The organism is Chitinophaga sp. HK235 (assembly GCF_018255755.1).
Taxonomy (GTDB): domain Bacteria; phylum Bacteroidota; class Bacteroidia; order Chitinophagales; family Chitinophagaceae; genus Chitinophaga.
In genome coordinates, this window is sequence record NZ_CP073766.1 from 278691 (window position 1) to 299984 (window position 21294).

Below are 21294 nucleotides of genomic sequence, written 5' to 3' on the forward strand. Positions count from 1 at the left end.
CTTAACCCAAACAAGAAATTTATGAGCGCAGATTTTAGTAATATCATCAGGATGCTGGAGAAGGCCAGCAAGCGAGGCATGGAGTTCTTTTTCGATAATGAGAAACTTCAGGTAAAAGTAGCCAAAGGGGTAGAGATAGATCCGGAGTTATTGGCAGAAATCAGAGCCTATAAAGATGAGATCGTTGATTTTCTGAAGAGTGATATTAATAATAAAAAAGATACAGAGGCTCCCATTGTCAGGCGGGACAGAACACCAGGAGAGAAGATACCGTTGTCTTATGGACAGGAAGGGTTATGGGTGGTGGATCAGCTGACCGGAAGTCTGCAATACCATATCAAAGGGGTATTTCGTTTGAAAGGCAGGTTGGATAAAGCAGCCCTGAACTACGCACTGCGGGAAATAGTCGGCCGTCACGAAGCGTTGCGTACGGTTATCAGCCTCTCACCGGAAGATGGGCTGCCATATCAGCACCTGCTGGATAAAGAAAACTGGCAACTGCAATATACGGATGAGTGTACAGAAGCATCTCTGGCAGAACACCTGGCCACATTCAGCAACACGCCGTTTGATTTGTCTGCCGATTATATGCTGCGGGTTCAACTGATACGCATGCACGAAGATGAAAATGTACTGGCTATCGAAATACATCATATTGCAGCAGACGGATGGTCTTTGTCCGTGTTGATAAAAGAATTGTCTGCCTTGTATGTGGCCTATGTTACACAGCAGCCGGCTGTCTTGCCGGAGCTGCCTGTACAATATTCAGACTATGCTGTATGGCAGCGGCAACAGGTGCATTCCGGAGAACTGAGTAAAGAACTGGCCTGGTGGCAATTGCGTTTGTCCGGCATTACAGCACTGGAACTGCCTGCAGACTACGGACGTCCGCCGGTAAAAAGTACCCGGGGGCAACTGTATGTCTTACCCATCCCTCAGGATATTTCCACTGCATTGAAAAAGTATGCACAACAGGAGGATGTCACCCTTTATATGCTGATGTTAACCGTATTCAAGGTGTGGTTATATCGTTACTCCGGACAGGAAGATATTTGTGTTGGCAGTGTGATTGCAGGAAGAACAAGGTGGGAGCTGGAAAGCCTGATAGGCTTTTTCGTGAATACCCTGGCGCTGAGAAGTGATCTGAGTGGTAACCCGTCTTTTGCGGCATTGTTGGCGCAGGTGAAGGAAACTACCCTGGGCGCTTATCAGCATCAGGAGGTACCTTTCGGAAAGGTGGTGGAAGCAATGGAATATGAACGTGATCTAAGCCGCCATCCTTTGTTTGATGTGATCTTCTCTCTCCAGAATACACCGGAGGTACAGCTGCCCCGCCTGGGTGATGTAACACTGACCGCAGAAAAAGGGGCTTATGTTACCAGTCAGTTTGATCTCAACGTGATTGTCGGAGAGACGGCACAGGGACTGAACGTTATGGTAGAATACAGTACTGCACTGTATAAGGAAGATACCATCCGCAGTATGTTTGATCATTACAGCGCGCTGCTGTCAGCTGTGCTGGCAGATCCTTCCCGGCGGATTGATGAACTGGATATGATAGGAGAAGCAGAACGGGAAAAGGTTTTGTACACCTTCAATGATCGTGCGGTTACCTATCCTGCGGGCCAAAGCCTGGTGAATTTGTTTGCAGCACAGGTTGCGCGTTCAGCCAATGCAACTGCTGTGGTATGCGGATTGGAGAGCATTACCTATAGCATGCTGGATGAACGCTCTACCCGGCTCGCGCGTTATCTGAAACGGCAAGGTGTGACAGCAGAAAGCCTGGTGCCGCTTTGTATGGAACGATCGGTGGATATGATTGTCGGGATACTTGCCATCCTCAAGGCAGGTGGGGCTTATGTTCCCCTGGACCCTCGTTATCCCCGCGACCGTATCACCGCTATGCTATCTGATACAAACTATTGGGTAGCACTTACCACCACGGAATATGCCGGCCTGCTGAATGGTCGTGAAGACGCTGTCATCTTACGCATAGATAAGCTGGAACATATACTGGACGTACTTTCGCCGGAACCCTTGCCTGTGGATACCAATGCCGCCAGCCTGGCTTATGTGATGTATACCTCTGGTTCCACCGGACTTCCCAAAGGAGTACTGGTAACCCACGGAAATATCACCAGCCTTGCACAGGGAAGTGATTTTGTGGAATTATCTTCTGCCGATGTGCTGCTGTCCACCGGCTCGGTGGCTTTTGATGCCAGCACCATAGAATACTGGGGTATGCTGCTCAATGGTGGCCGGTTGGTATTATGCCCGGAAGACCGTTTGCTGGACAGTGTTCTGCTAAAAGAAGAAATTATACAACAAGGCGTCACAAAAATGTGGTTTACCTCCAGCTGGTTGAATCAGCTGGTAGATACCGATATCAGTGTGTTTGCAGGTTTGCATACGGTTATTGCCGGTGGTGAAAAATTATCGCCACTGCATATCAGCAAGCTGCGGACTGCATATCCGGAACTGGAGCTGATTAACGGTTATGGCCCTACGGAGAATACTACTTTTTCACTGACTTACCGTATACGGGAAACTGCATTTGACAACAGCATCCCTATTGGCCGCCCATTAGGCAACCGTACTGCCTATGTCCTGGATGCCCGGCTGAACCCTGTACCCATAGGTATACCGGGAGAACTATATGTAGGAGGTGCCGGCCTGTCACGCGGCTATCTGAACCGTCCTGAACTGACAGCGGAAAGATTTATCCCGCATCCGTTCAGTAATATCCCGGGTGACCGGCTGTATAAAACCGGAGATATTGTCAAGATGTTGCCGGATGGAAATATACTGTATACCGGGCGTGCTGATGACCAGGTGAAGGTTCGCGGATATCGTATAGAGCCAGGGGAAATAGCCACCGTACTGCAACAGAGCGGATGGGTGAAACAGGCGGTAGTCATATTGAAAAATGGAAAACTGCTGGCCTACATCGTTCCGGAAGATGGATGTGATGATAGTCTGCTGACCACTTATCTCGAAAGCCGTTTGCCGGAATATATGATTCCGGCTGCATTTATTCAGCTGGACAATCTGCCACTGACAAACAACGGGAAAATAGACAGACGTGCCCTGCCAGATCCCGGTCAAACATCCGCCATTGCTGAAAAATATACCGCACCCAAGACGGATGCCGAAATAAAACTCGCTGCCATCTGGTCTGAATTACTGAAAGTGGAACAGGTAAGCGCACAGGATGACTTTTTCAAACTGGGAGGTGATTCCATTATAGCCATCAGTGTGCTCAGCCGGATACGCAAAACATTTGACAAACCTGTAAGGCTATACGATTTATACCAGTACAACGTTTTGTCAGCATTGGCAGAAATGCTGGAGACATCAGCAGCAGCCGTACAGGATGAGGGGCCGGAAATAAAGATCAGGGCCGACCTGGAATCATTGAAGCAGCAACTGCTGTCCTCTTTGCCCGATGCAGATGCTATAGAAGATATATTCCCGCTGAGTGATATTCAAAACGGAATGGTATACGCTTCCCTGGTGGACCCGTCTGGCGGTGTTTATCACGATCAGTTCATCTTCCCATTGCATGATGAACTGAACAGCGCGCTGTTTGAAAAGGCACTGTCCCTGATAGTAGAGAAACATGGAACCTTAAGAACTGCATATAATTTCAACATACATACCGCAGGGGTACAGCTGGTTTATAAAAACATTCAGTTGCCCATCAGTTATCAGGACCATTCCACCATCCGGAACAGTGAAATAAAAACACTCCTCGAAGACTACCTTGCAGCGGAAAGGCAGCGGCCTTTTACGCTGGAAAAGGCGCCACTGTGGCGTGGTACGGTGATCCGGCTGCGGGATTATCAGGTCTTCGTTATCCAGTTCCATCATGCCATCCTGGATGGCTGGAGCCTGGCCTCTCTGATGGCAGAACTGAATACCGTATATAAACAGCTGCTCTATTCCACTGAACAGTTTGTGCCAACACCATTAAAAATCACCTATAAGGATTTTATTGTTGAACAGCTGGCAGAAAAGGAAAATGAGGAAACCCGGAAGTTCTGGCAAACGGAGCTGGCAGACTATAAAAGACTGGAGCTTTTCGGTACGGCGGAAGAGCCGCAGCGGCTGGCGATATCCTATGACAGTGTTTACTTTGAGGAATTGAAGAAACGTACTGCAGAAGATAATATTTCACTCAAAGGGTTGCTGTTGGGCGCTTACCTGTATCTGTTAGGTATGCTCACACATGAAGATGAAGTGACATTGGGGCTTGTATCCAATAACCGTCCTTTGCTGGAAGACAGCGATAAATTACTGGGATGTTTTCTCAATACCCTGCCTTTCCGTATGGAGACGCCACATCAGGGTGTGACCTGGAAAGACTGGTTTGAGCAGGTGGAAAACAAACTGGTGGCATTCAAGGAAAGAGATCGTACTTCCCTGCAGGCGCTGACTGACTGGGTTCCGGATGACGTGCAGCATGAGAATCCTTTCTTTGATGTGTTATTCAACTTTATCAATTTTCATATTCTCAGTCATGATAAGCAGGAACTACTGAGTGATCAGGAGTCCATACACGAAGCGGTGCGGCAGGTAAGGCCCAATGAAACCACCAATACTTTCCTGGATTTTTCAGTGAGCATTACCGGCGACAATCTGCTGCTGGTTTATGCCAAACGCAAACAGCTGAGCAGCGGTTATTCGCTGGAAAAGCTACACGGGTTTCTGAATAAGGTGCTGGATTGTTATCTATATCATTATGAAGAAAATATTGACAGGAATCATATCCTGGGGGAAGAAGTGCCACAGTTGCATGCCTTTAATAATACGGCTGTGTCCTATCCCACAGCCGCTACCATTACGGATATTTTCAGCTCTCAGGTAAAAGTCACCCCGGAAGTGGTTGCATTATCTTTCGGTGAAGAAAGATGGACCTATGCGGCGCTGGACCAGCAATCCAACCGGATGGCGCATTACCTGCTTAGTAACGGGATAACCGGAGAAGAGGCTTATGTGCCTGTTTGTCTGGAACGTTCGGCAGGGCTGATCATCGCACTGCTCGGTATTCTGAAGGCCGGCGCTGCTTATGTGCCTATAGATCCCGATCATCCGCAGGAAAGGATACTACATATGCTGCGTGAGGTGAAGGCTGGTCTGCTTGTAACAAACAACAGCAGTGCGGCCAGACTGCAACTCCCGGAAGATATACAGCTGATCGTGATGGAAGAGGATATACTCCGTAAATATCCTGTAACGCCGCCGGATATACGTTTTGATCCGGAGCGCCTCGCTTATGTGATGTATACATCCGGCACCACCGGCGTTCCGAAAGGAGTGATGGTCACCCACAAAAATGTGGTGAGCCTGGCCAGGGGAGGTGAGTTTACCGGTTTTACCAACAGGGATGTATTGCTGGCTACGGGCTCTCCGTCTTTTGATGCCACCACCATAGAATACTGGGGGATGCTGCTGAATGGTGGGGAACTGGTGATGCTGGAAGAAAACGATCTGCTGGACAGCGAAATACTGAAAGCCACTATCCACCAAAGTGGGGTAACTAAAATGTGGTTTACCGCAGGCTTGCTGAATCAGTTGATTGATACGGATATCTCGATATTTAAAGGTTTGCGGACGGTAATGGCCGGTGGGGAGAAATTATCTGCCGTGCATATTGACAGGTTACGGAAGGCTTTCCCTTCTCTGGAAATTATCAACGGTTATGGCCCTACGGAAAATACCACTTTTTCATTGACGCATCGTATAGGTGATACCGTAGTGGAGCCGATTCCTATAGGTCGCCCCCTGGGCAGCCGCAGTGCCTATATACTGGATAGCCGCCGACAGCTGCTACCTGTCGGCGTGAGCGGAGAACTCTATGTAGGAGGCGACGGGCTGTCGCGCGGTTATCTGAATCAGCCGGAACAGACGGCCGCTCGTTTTATTGAGCATCCTTTTGTGGCAGGGGAGCGTCTGTATCGTACCGGTGATATGGCATATCAGCAGGCGGATGGTGCTATCGTCTACCAGGGCCGTGCCGATGACCAGGTGAAGATACGCGGGCATCGTATAGAACCTGCGGAAATAGAAGCACGCATCACGGCTTATCCCGGCATAAATCAGGCTGCTGTATTAATCCGGGAGCAGGCCGGTGGTGATAAATACCTCGCAGGGTATTATGTGTCGTCAGATACACCGGACCAGGATGTGTTACGAAACTATCTGTCGGAATATCTTCCTGTTTATATGGTCCCTTCGGTGCTGATACAGCTCGATAAACTACCGCTGACACGCAACGGCAAGCTGGACCGCCGCGCCCTTCCTGATACGCAGTTGATAAACCAGCGTCCTTACGAAGGGCCTGTTAACCCGATAGAAGAAACGTTATGCACCGTATTTGGGGAGGTACTGAATCTGGATCCATCGGGGATCAGTGTACAGGACGACTTTTTCCGGATGGGCGGCAACAGTATCATGATCATCCGCCTGGTAAACCGGCTGAATGCCTTGCTAGAATATCATGTCAACGTGGCGGCTGTGTTTACCGGAAGAACGGTCCGCAATATCGCTACACGTTTACAGCGTATAGGCGACAGGGTGAAGATAACCGTCCCTGCCATCACTGCTCCGGAAGAACAGGTGTTGTCTTTTGCTCAGGAAAGATTATGGTTTATTGAAAACTATGAAGGTGGCAGCAATGCCTATAATATTCCGCTGGTATTGCAGCTGCAGCCCTCAGCAGATAAGGAATGGCTGCTGCAGGCTTTGCAGGCTGTTGTGTACCGTCATGAAGTGCTGAGAAGTGTGATTCGGATTAATCAGGAGGGCACCGAATATCAGCAGGTGCTGGAGGATGCAGTTCAGATTACAGAAGAAATATTACCAGATAACAAAGCATTGGATATAGCGCTGGCTAAGCAGGCCAACCATGTGTTTTCGCTGGAGCAGGAGTATCCGGTGAAAATCGCCATCTATACATTGGCCACCGGGGAACGTTATCTGAGCATGGTATTGCATCATATCGCATTCGACGGCTGGTCCACAGAAATACTGCTGCGGGAGGTATTGAAGTATTATCATTATTACGGGCAGCTGGCTGCCGGAAAGATGGAGACGGCAGCAGCGTCTCTACCTGCTCCATTGCCCTTGCAGTATAAGGATTTTGCCTTGTGGCAACGGCACTATCTGAAAGGCGCCGTGCTGAATCAGCAACTGTCTTACTGGAGAGATAAGTTATCAGGTTATGAAACGCTGCACCTGTCAACAGACAAGTCACGCCCGGCACATTTTAATTATGCCGGCGCTGATATGTCTTTTGTGATAGATAAGGCTACCAGTGAGCGTTTACGGGCTATCTCCCGTGAACTGGAAGTGAGTATGTACAGTCTGCTGCTGAGTGGTTATTATCTGTTACTGAGTGCTTACAGCAACCAGCGCGATATTGTATTGGGAAGCCCTGTGGCCAACCGCCATTACAGTGAAATTGCGGATGTTATCGGGTTCTTTGTGAATACACTGGCCCTGAGAGAAGAAATAAACCCGGAACAACGGTTGACAGATTTTATTCGTCAGGTGGGCGCTTCCGTAGTTACGGCGCAGTTACATCAGGATCTGCCGTTTGAAAAGCTGGTGGATGAGTTGCAGGTAGAACCGGACTTATCGCGTCATCCGGTGTTCCAGACCGTTTTTGGTATGCATCATTTCGGAGGAGCGGATGCAGCCGGAGACCTGTTTATTCCTTATAATAACAGTGAGCATTACCGCATTGCCAAATACGATCTGAGCACCTACCTGGATGATAGCAGCGAAGAGATTGCTGGTGTCTTTAACTATGCCGTCAGCCTTTTTGAGGCTACTACGATCGAAGGATATATTGCTACCTATAAAGAAATTTTACAGCAACTGGCGGTTGCCGGAAAGGAGCTGCAGATAAAATCACTGCACTATCAGCCGGCAACGGAACGTACGGTGATATTGTCCAATACCTTGCAAACGTTCCCGGTTGATAAGCCCGTTCACCGGCTGTTTGAAGAGCAGGCAGCTGCTCATCCTGAGCGTACTGCTGTTGTTTTTGAAGATGTAGAACTTTCTTATGGAGCGTTAAATGCGCGTGCTGATGAGCTGGCGACATATATACGTCACCGTTATGAGCTGAAGCCGGATGACCTGGTAGGTATCTGCCTGGACCGCTCTGAGCACATGCTGATAGCCATTCTCGCGGTACTCAAGGCCGGAGCTGCCTATGTGCCCATGGACCCCGGTTATCCTGAAGAAAGAATTGCTTACATCCTGTCGGATACAGGAACGAAAGTGGTGTTAACCAATGAAAAACAGGTGGCACGGCTCTCTGCGCTGTCGACGGCCATAACCGCTGAAGCTATTGACCACCGGCACTTCGTGTCCGAACAGCCTACGTTACCTCCTGTGGTAACCGCACCAGAGCAGCTGGCTTACGTGATTTATACCAGTGGTACTACTGGTCAGCCCAAAGGTGCGATGATAGAACATCGCAATGTATCCCGCCTGTTCCATGCCACGGCGGACTGGTATCATTTTGATGCCAGCGATGTCTGGACTTTGTTCCATTCCGTAGTATTCGACTTCAGCGTATGGGAGATCTGGGGCGCTTTATGCTATGGTGGCAAGCTGTTGATCCCGTCAACAGAGCAAACCAAAGATCCTTCCCTGTTCTACGACCTGTGTGAGCGGGAAGGAGTAACCGTGCTAAACCAAACACCCGGAGCTTTCTATCAGTTTATTGCAACGGCACAACAGAAAGCTAGTCGTTTGACACAGCTGCGATATGTAATCTTCGGCGGCGATGCGCTGAACCTGGCGCAACTGAAGCCCTGGTATGATCTATATGCCGATGATGCCCCAAGGCTGATCAACATGTATGGTATCACAGAAACAACCGTCCATGTGACCTGGAAAGCACTGAGTGCAGCTGAACTGGACAAAGGCTCCCTGATCGGCCGTGTGATTCCTGATCTGCAGGCCTATGTGCTGAATGAATACCTGGAGCCCTTGCCTCCGGGAGCAGTAGGAGAGCTATATGTAGGCGGTGCCGGTGTATGCCGTGGTTATCTAAACCTGCCATCGCTGACGGCTACACGTTTTATCAACGATCCATTCGCCGGCGGTGATGCGCGGCTGTACAAAACCGGAGACCTGGTAAGGCAGTTGCCGGATGGTGAACTGGAATACATTGGCCGTGCCGATTTCCAGGTGAAGATCAGAGGATATCGTATAGAGCTGGGCGAGATAGAACATCGCCTGGCTACCTGTCCGGGCATCAAACAGGCCGTGGTACTGGTGAAAGAACAGGCTGGCAACAAATATCTCGCTGGTTATTATGTGGCTGATGAGCCTTTGAATCATGAATCCATCCTGGAATACCTGGGATCTTATCTGCCTGAATACATGCTACCAGCGGCATTGGTACATCTGCAGCAGTTACCATTGACCATCAACGGAAAGCTGGACCGCCGCGCTTTGCCGGAGCCTGTATTTACCGACAGCGATCATTATCATGCTCCGGAGAATGAGACAGAAGCAGCCATATGCGCCATCTATGGCCAGTTGCTGGGTATAGCTGAAGATAAAATAAGTATAGACGATGACTTTTTCCGACTCGGAGGAAACAGTATTCTTGCCATTCGCCTGATTAACCGCCTGAACACGGTGTTGGGAACCAACATAGGTGTGGCAGCTGTATTCACGGGCAGGACTATCCGAAAACTGGCCGCTGTCAGCGGAGTCTCCGACAGCGTGAAGATTACAGTACCCGTCGTTACTGCTCCGGAAGAACAGTTGTTATCTTTTGCACAGGAACGCTTATGGTTTATAGAGAACTATGAAGGAGGCAGCAATGCCTACAATGTGCCACTGGTGCTGAAGTTGCAGCAACAGGTGAATATAGAAAATCTGTTGCAGGCATTGTATGCAGTAGTGCACCGCCATGAAGTGCTGAGGAGCAGGATCAGGACTACGGAAGCGGGACAGAGTTACCAGGAGATACAGGACGATACAATATATCCACTTGAAATAAACAGAAGAGAGCTGTCTTCTGAAGCTGCACTGGATGCGGAATTAGCGGCACAGTCCAATCGTATCTTTAAGTTAGAGGAAGAACTTCCGGTCAGTATAACGCTCTATACACTCAATCATACACAGCACTACCTGAGCATTGTACTGCACCATATTGCATTTGACGGATGGTCTACAGAGATTCTGCTGCGCGACTTATTGAATTACTATCACTACTACGAATACCTTGCAGCCGGCGATATTGCAGAGGCGGAAAAATATCTGCCTGCACCATTGCCTATACAGTATAAGGATTTTGCGTTGTGGCAGCGCCATTACCTGAAAGGGGCTGTGCTGGACAAACAACTGACATACTGGAAAGATAAGTTGTCCGGTTATGAAACCCTGCATCTGCCAGCAGATAAACCACGACCGGCGCAGATCAGCTATGAGGGCGCTGATGTATCCTTTGTGATAGACAAGGCCGCCAGTGAAGGTTTACGGGCTGTTTCCCGCGAGCTGGAGGTGAGCCTGTACAGCGTGTTGCTGAGTGGTTATTACCTGTTGCTGAGTGCATACAGCAACCAGCAGGATATTGTGGTTGGTAGCCCTGTTGCCAATCGACATTATGGAGAGATAGCAGACCTGATCGGTTTCTTTGTGAATACCCTGGCGCTGCGCGAAGAAATAGATCCGGAACAAGGGATAACAGACTTTATTCGCCAGGTGGGCGCCGCTGTGATGGATGCCCAGCTGCACCAGGATCTTCCCTTCGAGAAGCTGGTGGATGAACTGAATGTGGAACCGGACCTATCACGGCATCCGGTATTCCAGACGACTTTCAGCATGCAGGCGTTTGGTAGTCAGGAAGGAGCTGAACAGCTGTTCCAGCCGTATGAGCAACCAGGCCAGTACAACATCGCCAAATATGACCTGACTGTATTACTCAATGATAGTGGAGAAGAGATTTACGGCGTCTTTAACTATGCAACGGCGTTGTTTGAAGGAGCAACTATAACAGGCTTTATTACTACTTATACAACTATTCTGTCGCAGCTGTTGTCAGGAAAAGGTAGTCAGCTGAAAAAGCTGCATTACCTGGATGAATCGGGGCTTGCCACCATGCTGCGCCACAGCAGGGGAGTCGAACAGCCATTTGCTGCTGATAAGACCATCCATCAATTGTTTGAGGAGCAGGTACGCAGTACGCCTCATGCTCCTGCCGTCGTATATGAAGAAACACGGCTTACCTATGCCGAACTAAATGAAAAAGCCAACCGGCTGGCGGCGTATCTGCGTGAACGTTACGACATTCAGCCAGATGACCTGATCGCACTCGTCCTTGATCGTACAGCGGATATGCTGACGGCCATCCTTGCCGTGCTAAAGGCCGGGGCAGCCTATGTGCCGGTATCACCGGATTATCCGGACGAGCGTATCCACTACATCCTGACGGATACCCGTACCAAAGTAGTGCTGACGAACGAAGTTTATAAAGAAAGATTACAGACTGCAGCCAGTATTGAAGTAGTAGATACTGCTGTTTTATGGGAAGAAAAACTGAAAAATTATAAAACTGACAACCTTGCTCCGCTGGCGGCTTCAACAAATCTGGCCTACGTGATCTACACCAGTGGTACCACCGGTGCAGCCAAAGGTGTAATGATACAGCATCGCAGCGTGATCAACCTGATTACTGCTCTGGTACCGGCGCATACACTGGATCAGCATGAACGGGTAGGCTGTTATTCCAACTATGTATTTGATGCCTTTGTGTATGAGGCATTCCCTGCATTGGCAAACGGTAATACCTTATACCTGTACCCGGACAATATCAGAACGGCCCCGGATGCATTGCGCAGCTATATCGATAAAGAACGTATAACCGTTACATTTATTCCGCCGGTGCTGTTGCGTGAGTTCCTGTCTGCGCCTACCGGCTTATCGTTGATATTTACTGGTGGTGAACAGCTGCCGGACCTGAGTGATATACCTTTCAATGGTACTCTACTCAATGAATACGGTCCTACAGAAGCCACGGTATGTGCTACGATGCATCCTTACCATCCGGGAGACAGCACTGCCAATATCGGCCGTCCGCTGGTCAATACCACAGTGTATGTGCTGGACCAGACAGGCAGACCTGTACCGGTAGGGGCTATCGGAGAACTGTATATCGGCGGCGCTGGTGTGGCGCGTGGTTATCTGAACCAGCCATCGCTGACGGCTACACGCTTTGTTGCAGATCCGTTTGCCGGTGGTGACGCACGGCTGTACAAAACCGGTGACCTGGTAAGGCAGTTGCCCAATGGGGATCTGGAATACATCGGTCGTGCCGACTTCCAGGTGAAGATCAGAGGTTATCGTATAGAGCTGGGTGAGATAGAACACCGCATAGCCAGCTATGCTGGTGTAAAACAAGCCGTGGTGCTGGTGAAGGAACTGGCCAATGGCAACAAATACCTCGCCGGCTACTATGTGGCTGATGAGGTTTTGAATCATGCATCCATCCTGGACTACCTGGGCTCTTATCTGCCGGAATATATGCTGCCAGCGGCCCTGGTACATCTGCAGCAATTACCGTTGACCATCAACGGTAAGCTGGACCGCCGTGCCTTGCCGGAGCCTGTATTTACCGACAGTGATCATTACCGCGCCCCGCAGAATGATACAGAAGCCACGATGTGCGCCATCTATGGGCAGGTACTGGGAATATCCGCTGATAAGATAGGCGTGGATGATGACTTCTTCCGGCTGGGCGGAGATTCCATCGTGAGTATCCAGCTGGTAAGCCGTCTGCGGCAGCAGGCGGGTATTCACATCACCGTAAAAGATATCTTCCGTTATCGCACCATTGCCTCCCTGTATACGAATGTAATTGCTGCGGGTGCTATATCTGCGATACAACTGGAAACAGAACAGGGCATCCTGTCCGGGGAAGTACCGTTGCTACCAATACAGCGCTGGTTCTTTACCAATGTCTCCAATGGTCTGCTACCGAAGTACCATCACTGGAACCAGTCTTTCCTGATCAGTGTGCCAGTACTGGATCTAACAGTGCTGGAACGTACACTGACAGTATTGCTCAATTATCATGACGGACTGCGTTTACGCTATCGTCCTGACGGTACGCAATACTACAGTGAAGAAGCTACCAGCATAGACATCCACCGTCTGGATATCCGCACCCTGGATACACCTGAGGAACTACATACTTTGCTCACCTCCTGGCAGTCAGATTTTGATATCTATGGAGACCGGTTATTACAGGCCGGTTACCTGGAAGGCTACGCAGATGGGCGTGCGCGCCTCTTCCTGGCTATACATCACCTGCTGATAGACACGGTGAGCTGGCGTATGCTGGTGGCGGATATGGAGCGTATTTACAATCATCTGTCCACTGTAACCACAACGGATACACGTTCACTGACAGAATTATTAGGACCCAAAGGCAGCAGCTACCGTCAGTGGACCACGCTGGTTTCCGGCTATGAGTTATCTGTAGCAGAAAAGGAATACTGGTCAGATCTGTTACCGGGAATAAAAGCAGGTAATGCCCTGCTGGAAAGCCTGTCTACACCGGTTGTTAGCTATGCATCCCTGTTGTTGGATACAGCATGTACTGAGCGCTTGCTGCGTGAAAGTCATCATGTTTATAATACACAGATCAACGATGTTTTATTAGGCGCTTTGGGTATTGCCCTGTCTCGTATTACAGGAGAAACAAGTCATTACGTATTGCTGGAAAGCCACGGCCGTGAGGCGCTTTCAGCATCGATTGATATTACGCATACCAGTGGCTGGTTTACTACCATGTACCCTGTAGAGATCATCAGCGAAGGCAATGACTATGGTGCACAACTGGTAGCAGCCAAAGAGAGCTTACGTGCGGTGCCGGCTAACGGTATCGGCTATGGGATACTCACAGGCTACCGCCCTGAAGGTTTGCCCCGTATCAGCTTTAACTACCTCGGCCAGTTCGACGGCCAGGAAAGTATCACCAGTAATGGATGGCAGCTGACAGGAGAGGGTAGCGGCCTTCAGATAGACGCCTCCAACGGCGACCATCATCTGATCAACATCAATGGGCTGGTGATGGGCGGCCGTCTTCAGTTCAATATCTCCGGCAGCATCACTGCAGATCTGCTGACTACCCTGGCAGCACAATATCAGCAGGTATTAGAAGAGATGATTGAATGGCTGGGCCATGCATCGCGTACCTGGCTGACGGCTAGTGATACAGATAATATCGTCTCCAACGCCTGGTTATCAGCGTTACAGCTGCAACAGGAAGTGTCCGGTGTTTACCTGGCGGGCAGCCTGCAGGAAGGCTTTATCTATCATGCATTACATCAGGGAGAGGTAGATGATGCCTATCGTGTGCAGCTGTCATGGGACTATTATAACGTTATCAACCCCGCCCTGCTGCAACAGGCCTGGCAATATGCGCAGCAACGCTATAGCGTGTTGCGCCTGCGCTTTGCCTGGGAACATGAGCTGGTGCAGATCATAGACCGTCATGGACATACTGACTGGCGCTATCTGGATATCAGTGATCAGGACAAAACTTCACAGGAGGCTTACCTGAAAGAACTGATGGCAAAGGATCGTGCCTTGCCCTTTGACCTGTCTGCCGGCAACCTGTTCCGTGTCTATCTGGTGAAACGCGGAGAGCAGGAGTGGAGCAGCCTTTTCAGCAATCACCACGCTATACTGGATGGCTGGAGCATGCCATTGCTGCTCAATTATGTACATGAAGTGTATCTGAAACTGTTGCAGGGCATACCAGTAGTGGCGCGGGAAGACCAGAGTTATGCAGAGGCGCAGCGTTACCTGCAGCAACACCGTCAGGATAATGAAGCCTACTGGACTGCTGCGGTTGGTCAACTGGAAGAGCAGGAAGACCTGAGCAGCCTGCTGCCTGCGGCCCAGCGCCATATCCGGCTGTCGGCTTATCGTCATATTCTGCAGCCGGCGGAAAAGGAACTGGTCATCAGCGGTACCCGCTATGACGCGCTGAAACGCCTGTGTGCTGCCAATGGTGTAACCCTCAATGCCGTGCTGCAATATTGCTGGCACCGGCAGTTGAGCCTTTACGGTAATAGTAATACTACCGTAGTAGGCATGACCGTTTCCGGCCGTAACCTGCCCATTAACGATATAGAACAATCCGTAGGTTTATATATCAACACACTTCCGGTAATCATGGAACATGGCCCTGGCAGTGTATTATCAGCCATTAAACATTTACAGGCCCATATCGGAGAGGTGAACAGTCGCAGCGATGTGAACCTGGGCCGGCTGCAACCCGGCGCAGAACGCCTGTTCAGCAGCCTGTTTGTGTTTGAGAACTATCCTTTGCCTGCCGGAACAGATGGAGAAGAGGGCCTGTTGTCTATACAGTTCAGGAGCAGTATGGAGAAACTGGATTATCCGCTGGCAGTAGTGGCAGCAGAACGTGGTCAGGTTATTAGTCTGCAACTCAAATATGCAGCTGAACTGTTTGATGATGCTATCATTGCACAATTGCTCTCCGGTGTGGAACTGCTCCTGGAGCAACTAATCACACATCCGGATATCGCAGCATCATCGCTGGTACATCTGCGCGGAGCGCAATACCAGCAAATGATCTCCGACTGGAACAACACCGTTCGTGATTATCCTGCTGACAAAACCATCCACCAGCTATTTGAAGAACAGGTGGCGGCCACTCCTGATGCTATAGCGCTGGTATATGGAGATGTACGCCTGTCTTATGCCACACTGAATGCAAAAGCCAACCAGCTGGCTGCGTATATGCGTACCCATTATGAGCTGAAACCCGACGATCTGGTAGGTCTGTATCTGGACCGCTCAGAACAGATGGTGATAGCAATACTGGCGGTACTGAAAGCCGGCGCGGCCTATGTACCGATAGATACCGCTTATCCGGATGATAGAATAAGTTATATTTTATCGGATACAGCAACCCAGGTAGTGCTGACTAACGATGCATATCAGGAGAAACTAGCCCGGCTTACCACGGCATCCATCGCGGCAATAGATAACCATGAATGGCTGCAAATGCTGAATGGCCTTTCTACGGATAATCTGTCATCTATTAATACATCTGCCGATCTGATCTATGTGATGTATACCAGTGGTACTACCGGTATGCCCAAAGGAGTAATGGTCACCCACAACAATGTGGCCCGTCTGGTGAAAAATACAGACTATGTTCGTATTGATACCACAGACCGGATCATGGGAATATCCAATTACGCCTTTGATGGTTCTACCTTTGATATCTTCGGTGCCTTGCTCAACGGTGCATCGCTTATCCTTTCTGATAAAGATCTTTTACAGGATATCAGCAGGTTTGACAACCTGCTTCAGACAGAACAGGTTACCATCTTCTTCATCACCACGGCTTTATTTAATCTTCTTGTAGAAGAATCGCTCCCGGGATTAAAAAATCTGAGGTATATCCTGTTTGGTGGGGAACATGTTTCGTTTAAACATGTAGCCAGCTTCCTGGAAAACTACCCTTCGGTCACATTGCTGCATGTGTATGGTCCTACAGAGACCACCACTTTCGCCACTTCCTTCCGTTGCAATAACCAGGTGAAGGAAGCAGACGGTATTGTGCCCATTGGCCACCCGTTATCAAATACATCTACTTATGTACTGGACGGGAATCTCCGTCCGGTGCCAGCCGGCGCCATCGGAGAGCTATACATAGGAGGCGACGGCGTGGCGAGAGGATATCTCAACCAGCCGGCGCTTACGCAGGAACGCTTTATTAATAGTCCTTTCAGCGGACCGGAGGAAAACAGCCGTCTCTATAAAACCGGAGACCTGGTAAGATACCTGCCTGATGGCAATATCGAATACATTGGCCGTACCGATTTCCAGGTGAAGCTGCGCGGTTACCGTATGGAGTTGGGTGAGATAGAACACCGCATGACCAGCTACCCTGGTATTAAACAGGCAGTAGTGTTGTTGAAGGAGCCGGATGGTGGGAATAAATATCTGGCGGGTTATTATGTCACGGAGATAGATATCGACCATACACTTTTATTAAATTATCTGGAAGCACAGCTGCCGGAATATATGGTACCAACAGTATTGGTGCCACTGGAACAATTGCCATTAACCATTAATGGTAAACTGGACCGTCGGGCTTTACCGGATGCTGTATTTACAGATGAACGTTACTACCGTGCCCCGGAAAATGATATAGAAGCAGTATTGTGTGGTGTCTATGGTGAGGTGCTGGGCATAGCGTCAGACAAAATCGGGACAGAAGATGACTTCTTCCGTTTGGGTGGTAATAGTATCATGGCTATCCATCTGATGAACCGGATTCATACGGTAATAGATATACGAATAAATGTATCAGCGGTTTTCACTTGCCGGACTATCCGCAAACTCGCTGCTCACCTGCAAGGCAGCGGTAATGAACATGTAAGCATCACCACACCGGTCATCACTTCTGTGGAACAGCAGTTATTGTCCTTTGCCCAGGAGCGTTTATGGTTTATCGAAAATTATGAAGGCGGTAGCGGTGCCTACAATATTCCGCTGGTATTGCGATTGCAACCTGATGTGGATAAAACATGCCTGGAGCAGGCGTTACGGGCTGTTGTGCATCGTCACGAAGTGCTAAGAAGTGTAATCCGGGTAGGTAAAGACGGACAAAGTTATCAGGAGGTGATGGATGATACCGTTTACCCATTGCAGATTACAGAAAAAATATTGCATACTGAACAGGAACTGGATACTGCCCTGGCGGAGAATGCGAGTCATGTGTTCAGACTGGAAGAAGAATATCCGGTGAAGGCAGCTGTATACAATTGTCAGAATGACAGTTATCTGAGCCTGGTATTGCACCATATTGCATTTGATGGCTGGTCGGCAGATATTTTACTGCGGGAGCTATTGCAGTATTATCATTATTATACAGCACTACATGCTAATGATACTGTTAAAGCGACCGCTTTTGCAATACAGCCCTTGCCGTTACAGTATAAGGATTTTGCCTTGTGGCAGCGGCAGTACCTGAGTGGCGCTACCTTGAACAAACAGTTGTCTTACTGGAAAAATAAGCTTTCAGGTTATGAAACGCTGCAGCTTCCTACGGATGCACCCCGTCCGCCTAAAGTGAGTTATGCAGGGGCGGATATGGTGTTTAGTCTGGACAAGGCCACCAGCGATCATCTGAGGGCAGTCTCCCGGGACCTGGAAGTGAGTATGTATAGCCTGTTATTGAGTGGCTATTATCTATTGCTGGGCAGTTACAGTAGCCAGCGTGATATTGTTATAGGTAGCCCTGTAGCCAATCGTCATTACAGTGAATTGGCGGATGTTATCGGTTTCTTCGTGAATACGCTGGTATTGCGGGAAGAGATAGATCCGGAGCAAAGATTGACAGATTTTATCCGTCAGGTAGGATCTTCAGTGGTTACCGCCCAGCTGCATCAGGACCTTCCGTTTGAAAAACTGGTGGAAGAGCTGAAAGTAGCACCGGACGCTTCCCGTCATCCTATTATACAGGTAATATTTGACGGACATAACTTTAATGGACGGAATATACCCGAAGATAATCAGCTCATCTTGCCATATAGCAGGCAATCTGAGTATAGAACAGCAAAATTTGATCTTGCTGTGATGATCAGTGATAACGAGGAAGAGATCCATGGCGCATTTAACTACGCCACGAGCCTGTTTGAAGAACGAACGATAGCCGGTTATATTGATACTTATAAGGAAATTTTAAGTCAGCTGTCTACCCTTGTGAAAACCAGTGATCAACAAATAAAATCATTGCGTTACGTAGAAGCGGCGGCGTATGATAAAATCAAACATCAGCAAAACAACACAGCTAGCCTATATCCCACTACAGCTACCATCCATGGACTGTTTGAATCTCAGGCGGCGCTGATACCAGACCAGCCTGCCATCGTATGTGGTGACAACAAACTGACCTATCGTGAACTGAATGAACAGGCCAACCAGCTGGCAGCCTACCTGAAGAAAAATTTTGATGTTCAGCCGGATGATCTGATCGTACTGTGTATGGAGCGTTCAGCAGATATGCTGATAGCGGTGCTGGCTATCCTCAAGGCAGGAGCTGCCTATGTGCCGGTGGATGTTTCTCATCCTGATGACAGATTACATTATATTATCAGCGACACCCGTACCAAAGTGGTACTGAGCAACGAACAACATACGGAACGTATCAAATCACTGACTGAGGGACTCTCCTTAAAGGTACTCAATACAGGAGATATTTATTTCCAGACCGGGCTGTCAGTAAGGTATAGTGGAGAAAATGCCGGTATTGCAGTTGATCCTTCGCAGCTGGCCTATGTAATCTATACCAGTGGTACAACAGGCCGTTCCAAAGGCGTGATGGTAGAACACCGGAATGTGGTCAATTATCTGTTCAACGTACAGGATGTCTTACCGGAAGATCTAACCCGTGTTGATTTTTCCGGGAATTTATCTTTTGATCTATCGGTAACGACTACCCTGTATCCATTGTGTTTTGGTAAATGCCTGTATATTTTTGAAGGTAGTATAACCGATGTGGCAGCCTATGAGCAACACTTGATCACTCACGGTATTGAGCTGGTGAAGAGTACACCCGCGTACCTGTCGCTGCTGAATAACCCCGAAGTGCAGGTGAAGACGGCAATAGTAGGAGGTGAGAAGTTGTTGCGTCACCAGATCAGCAGAATACTTTCCAGCTTTACGACTATCATTGACGAATACGGTCCAACAGAAACCACAGTAGGAGCTACTTATTATCGTATAGACGATACTGTTACAACGTTTTCTATCGGCAAAGCTTACCATCATTACAGTATTTATGTGCTGGACGATCAGCTGAGGCCAGTACCAGCCGGGGCTATCGGAGAGCTTTACATAGGCGGAGCCGGAGTGTCGCGTGGGTATCTGAATCAGCCTGAATTGACCCGTGAACGTTTTATCGGAAATCCCTTTGGCAGTGGTTATCTGTATAAGACCGGCGATGCGGTAAGATACCTCCCTGATGGTAATCTGGAATACATTGGTCGTACGGACTTCCAGGTGAAAGTTCGTGGTTACCGTATAGAACCGGGTGAGATAGAACACCGGTTGACAGCCTATCCTGGCATTACGGATGCAGTGGTGCTGGCAAGGGAGCAGGCAGCGGGCGTTCATTACCTGGCTGGTTATTATGCATCGGCAACAATACCGGATGAACAGGCATTACGTGACTATCTGGCCAGTTATCTGCCTGAATATATGATTCCGTCTGTGCTGATGCGGCTGGATGCCTTGCCGCTGACGGCTAATGGGAAGCTGGACCGCCGTGCCTTACCAGATCCTGCGTTTGCAGGGCAGGGTGGTTATGAAGCACCGGCCAATGCGATGGAGAAACAATTGTGTGCTGTATTTGGCGAAGTCCTGGAAATGGACGCAGGCAGCATAAGCGTGACCGATGACTTCTTCCGTTTGGGCGGTAACAGTATTCTTGCCATCCGTCTGGTCAACCGGCTGAATGCCCTGTTGGGCACAAAAACAGGCGTGGCAGCAGTGTTTAACAGCCGCACCATCCGCAAACTTTCAGCAGCATTGCAGGAGGGTACCGGTGATCATGTGAAGATTACCGTCCCGGTTATTACTTCTCCCGAAGAACAATTGTTGTCTTTTGCCCAGGAGCGTTTATGGTTTATTGAGAATTATGAAGGCGGCAGCAATGCCTATAACATACCGCTGGCACTGAAGTTACAGCCACAGGTGAACACAGACAACCTGTTACAGGCGCTACGGGCAGTCATTCATCGTCATGCGGTACTAAGAAGCCTGATCAAAATGAATGCTGATGGAGAAAGTTATCAGATAACACCTGACGAAAGTCTGTATCCCGTAGAGATAGAAATGTATGCATTAAGTGATCAGGATTCACTGGATGAAATAATAAGCATCAATGCCCGCCACATTTTCAGGCTGGATGAAGAATACCCTGTAAAAATAGGATTATATGTACTCGGCACAGAAGAACGTTGCCTGAACATCGTCTTGCATCATATTGCATTTGATGGCTGGTCTACGGAAATCCTCTTGCGTGACTTATTGAATTATTATAACTATTACGAAACACTTGCGGCCGGAGAAGCTGTAGCGACAGAAAAATATCTGCCTGCACCATTGCCTTTGCAGTATAAGGATTTTGCTTTATGGCAGCGGCATTATCTGAAAGATGCAGTACTGGAGAAACAATTGTCATACTGGAGGGATAAATTATCCGGCTATGAA

General features: G+C 49.0%; 1 protein-coding gene (cut by a window edge). It reads left to right on the forward strand.

Annotation, left to right across the window (positions count from 1 at the left end):
- Positions 1-21: 21 nt before the first annotated feature.
- On the forward strand, positions 22-21294 hold the 5' end (the start) of the coding sequence (locus KD145_RS00805) for a non-ribosomal peptide synthase/polyketide synthase (protein WP_212004035.1). 23223 nt of this gene lie beyond the right edge of the window; the window shows 21273 of its 44496 coding nt (coding positions 1-21273); the start codon lies at positions 22-24; its stop codon lies off the right edge, out of view.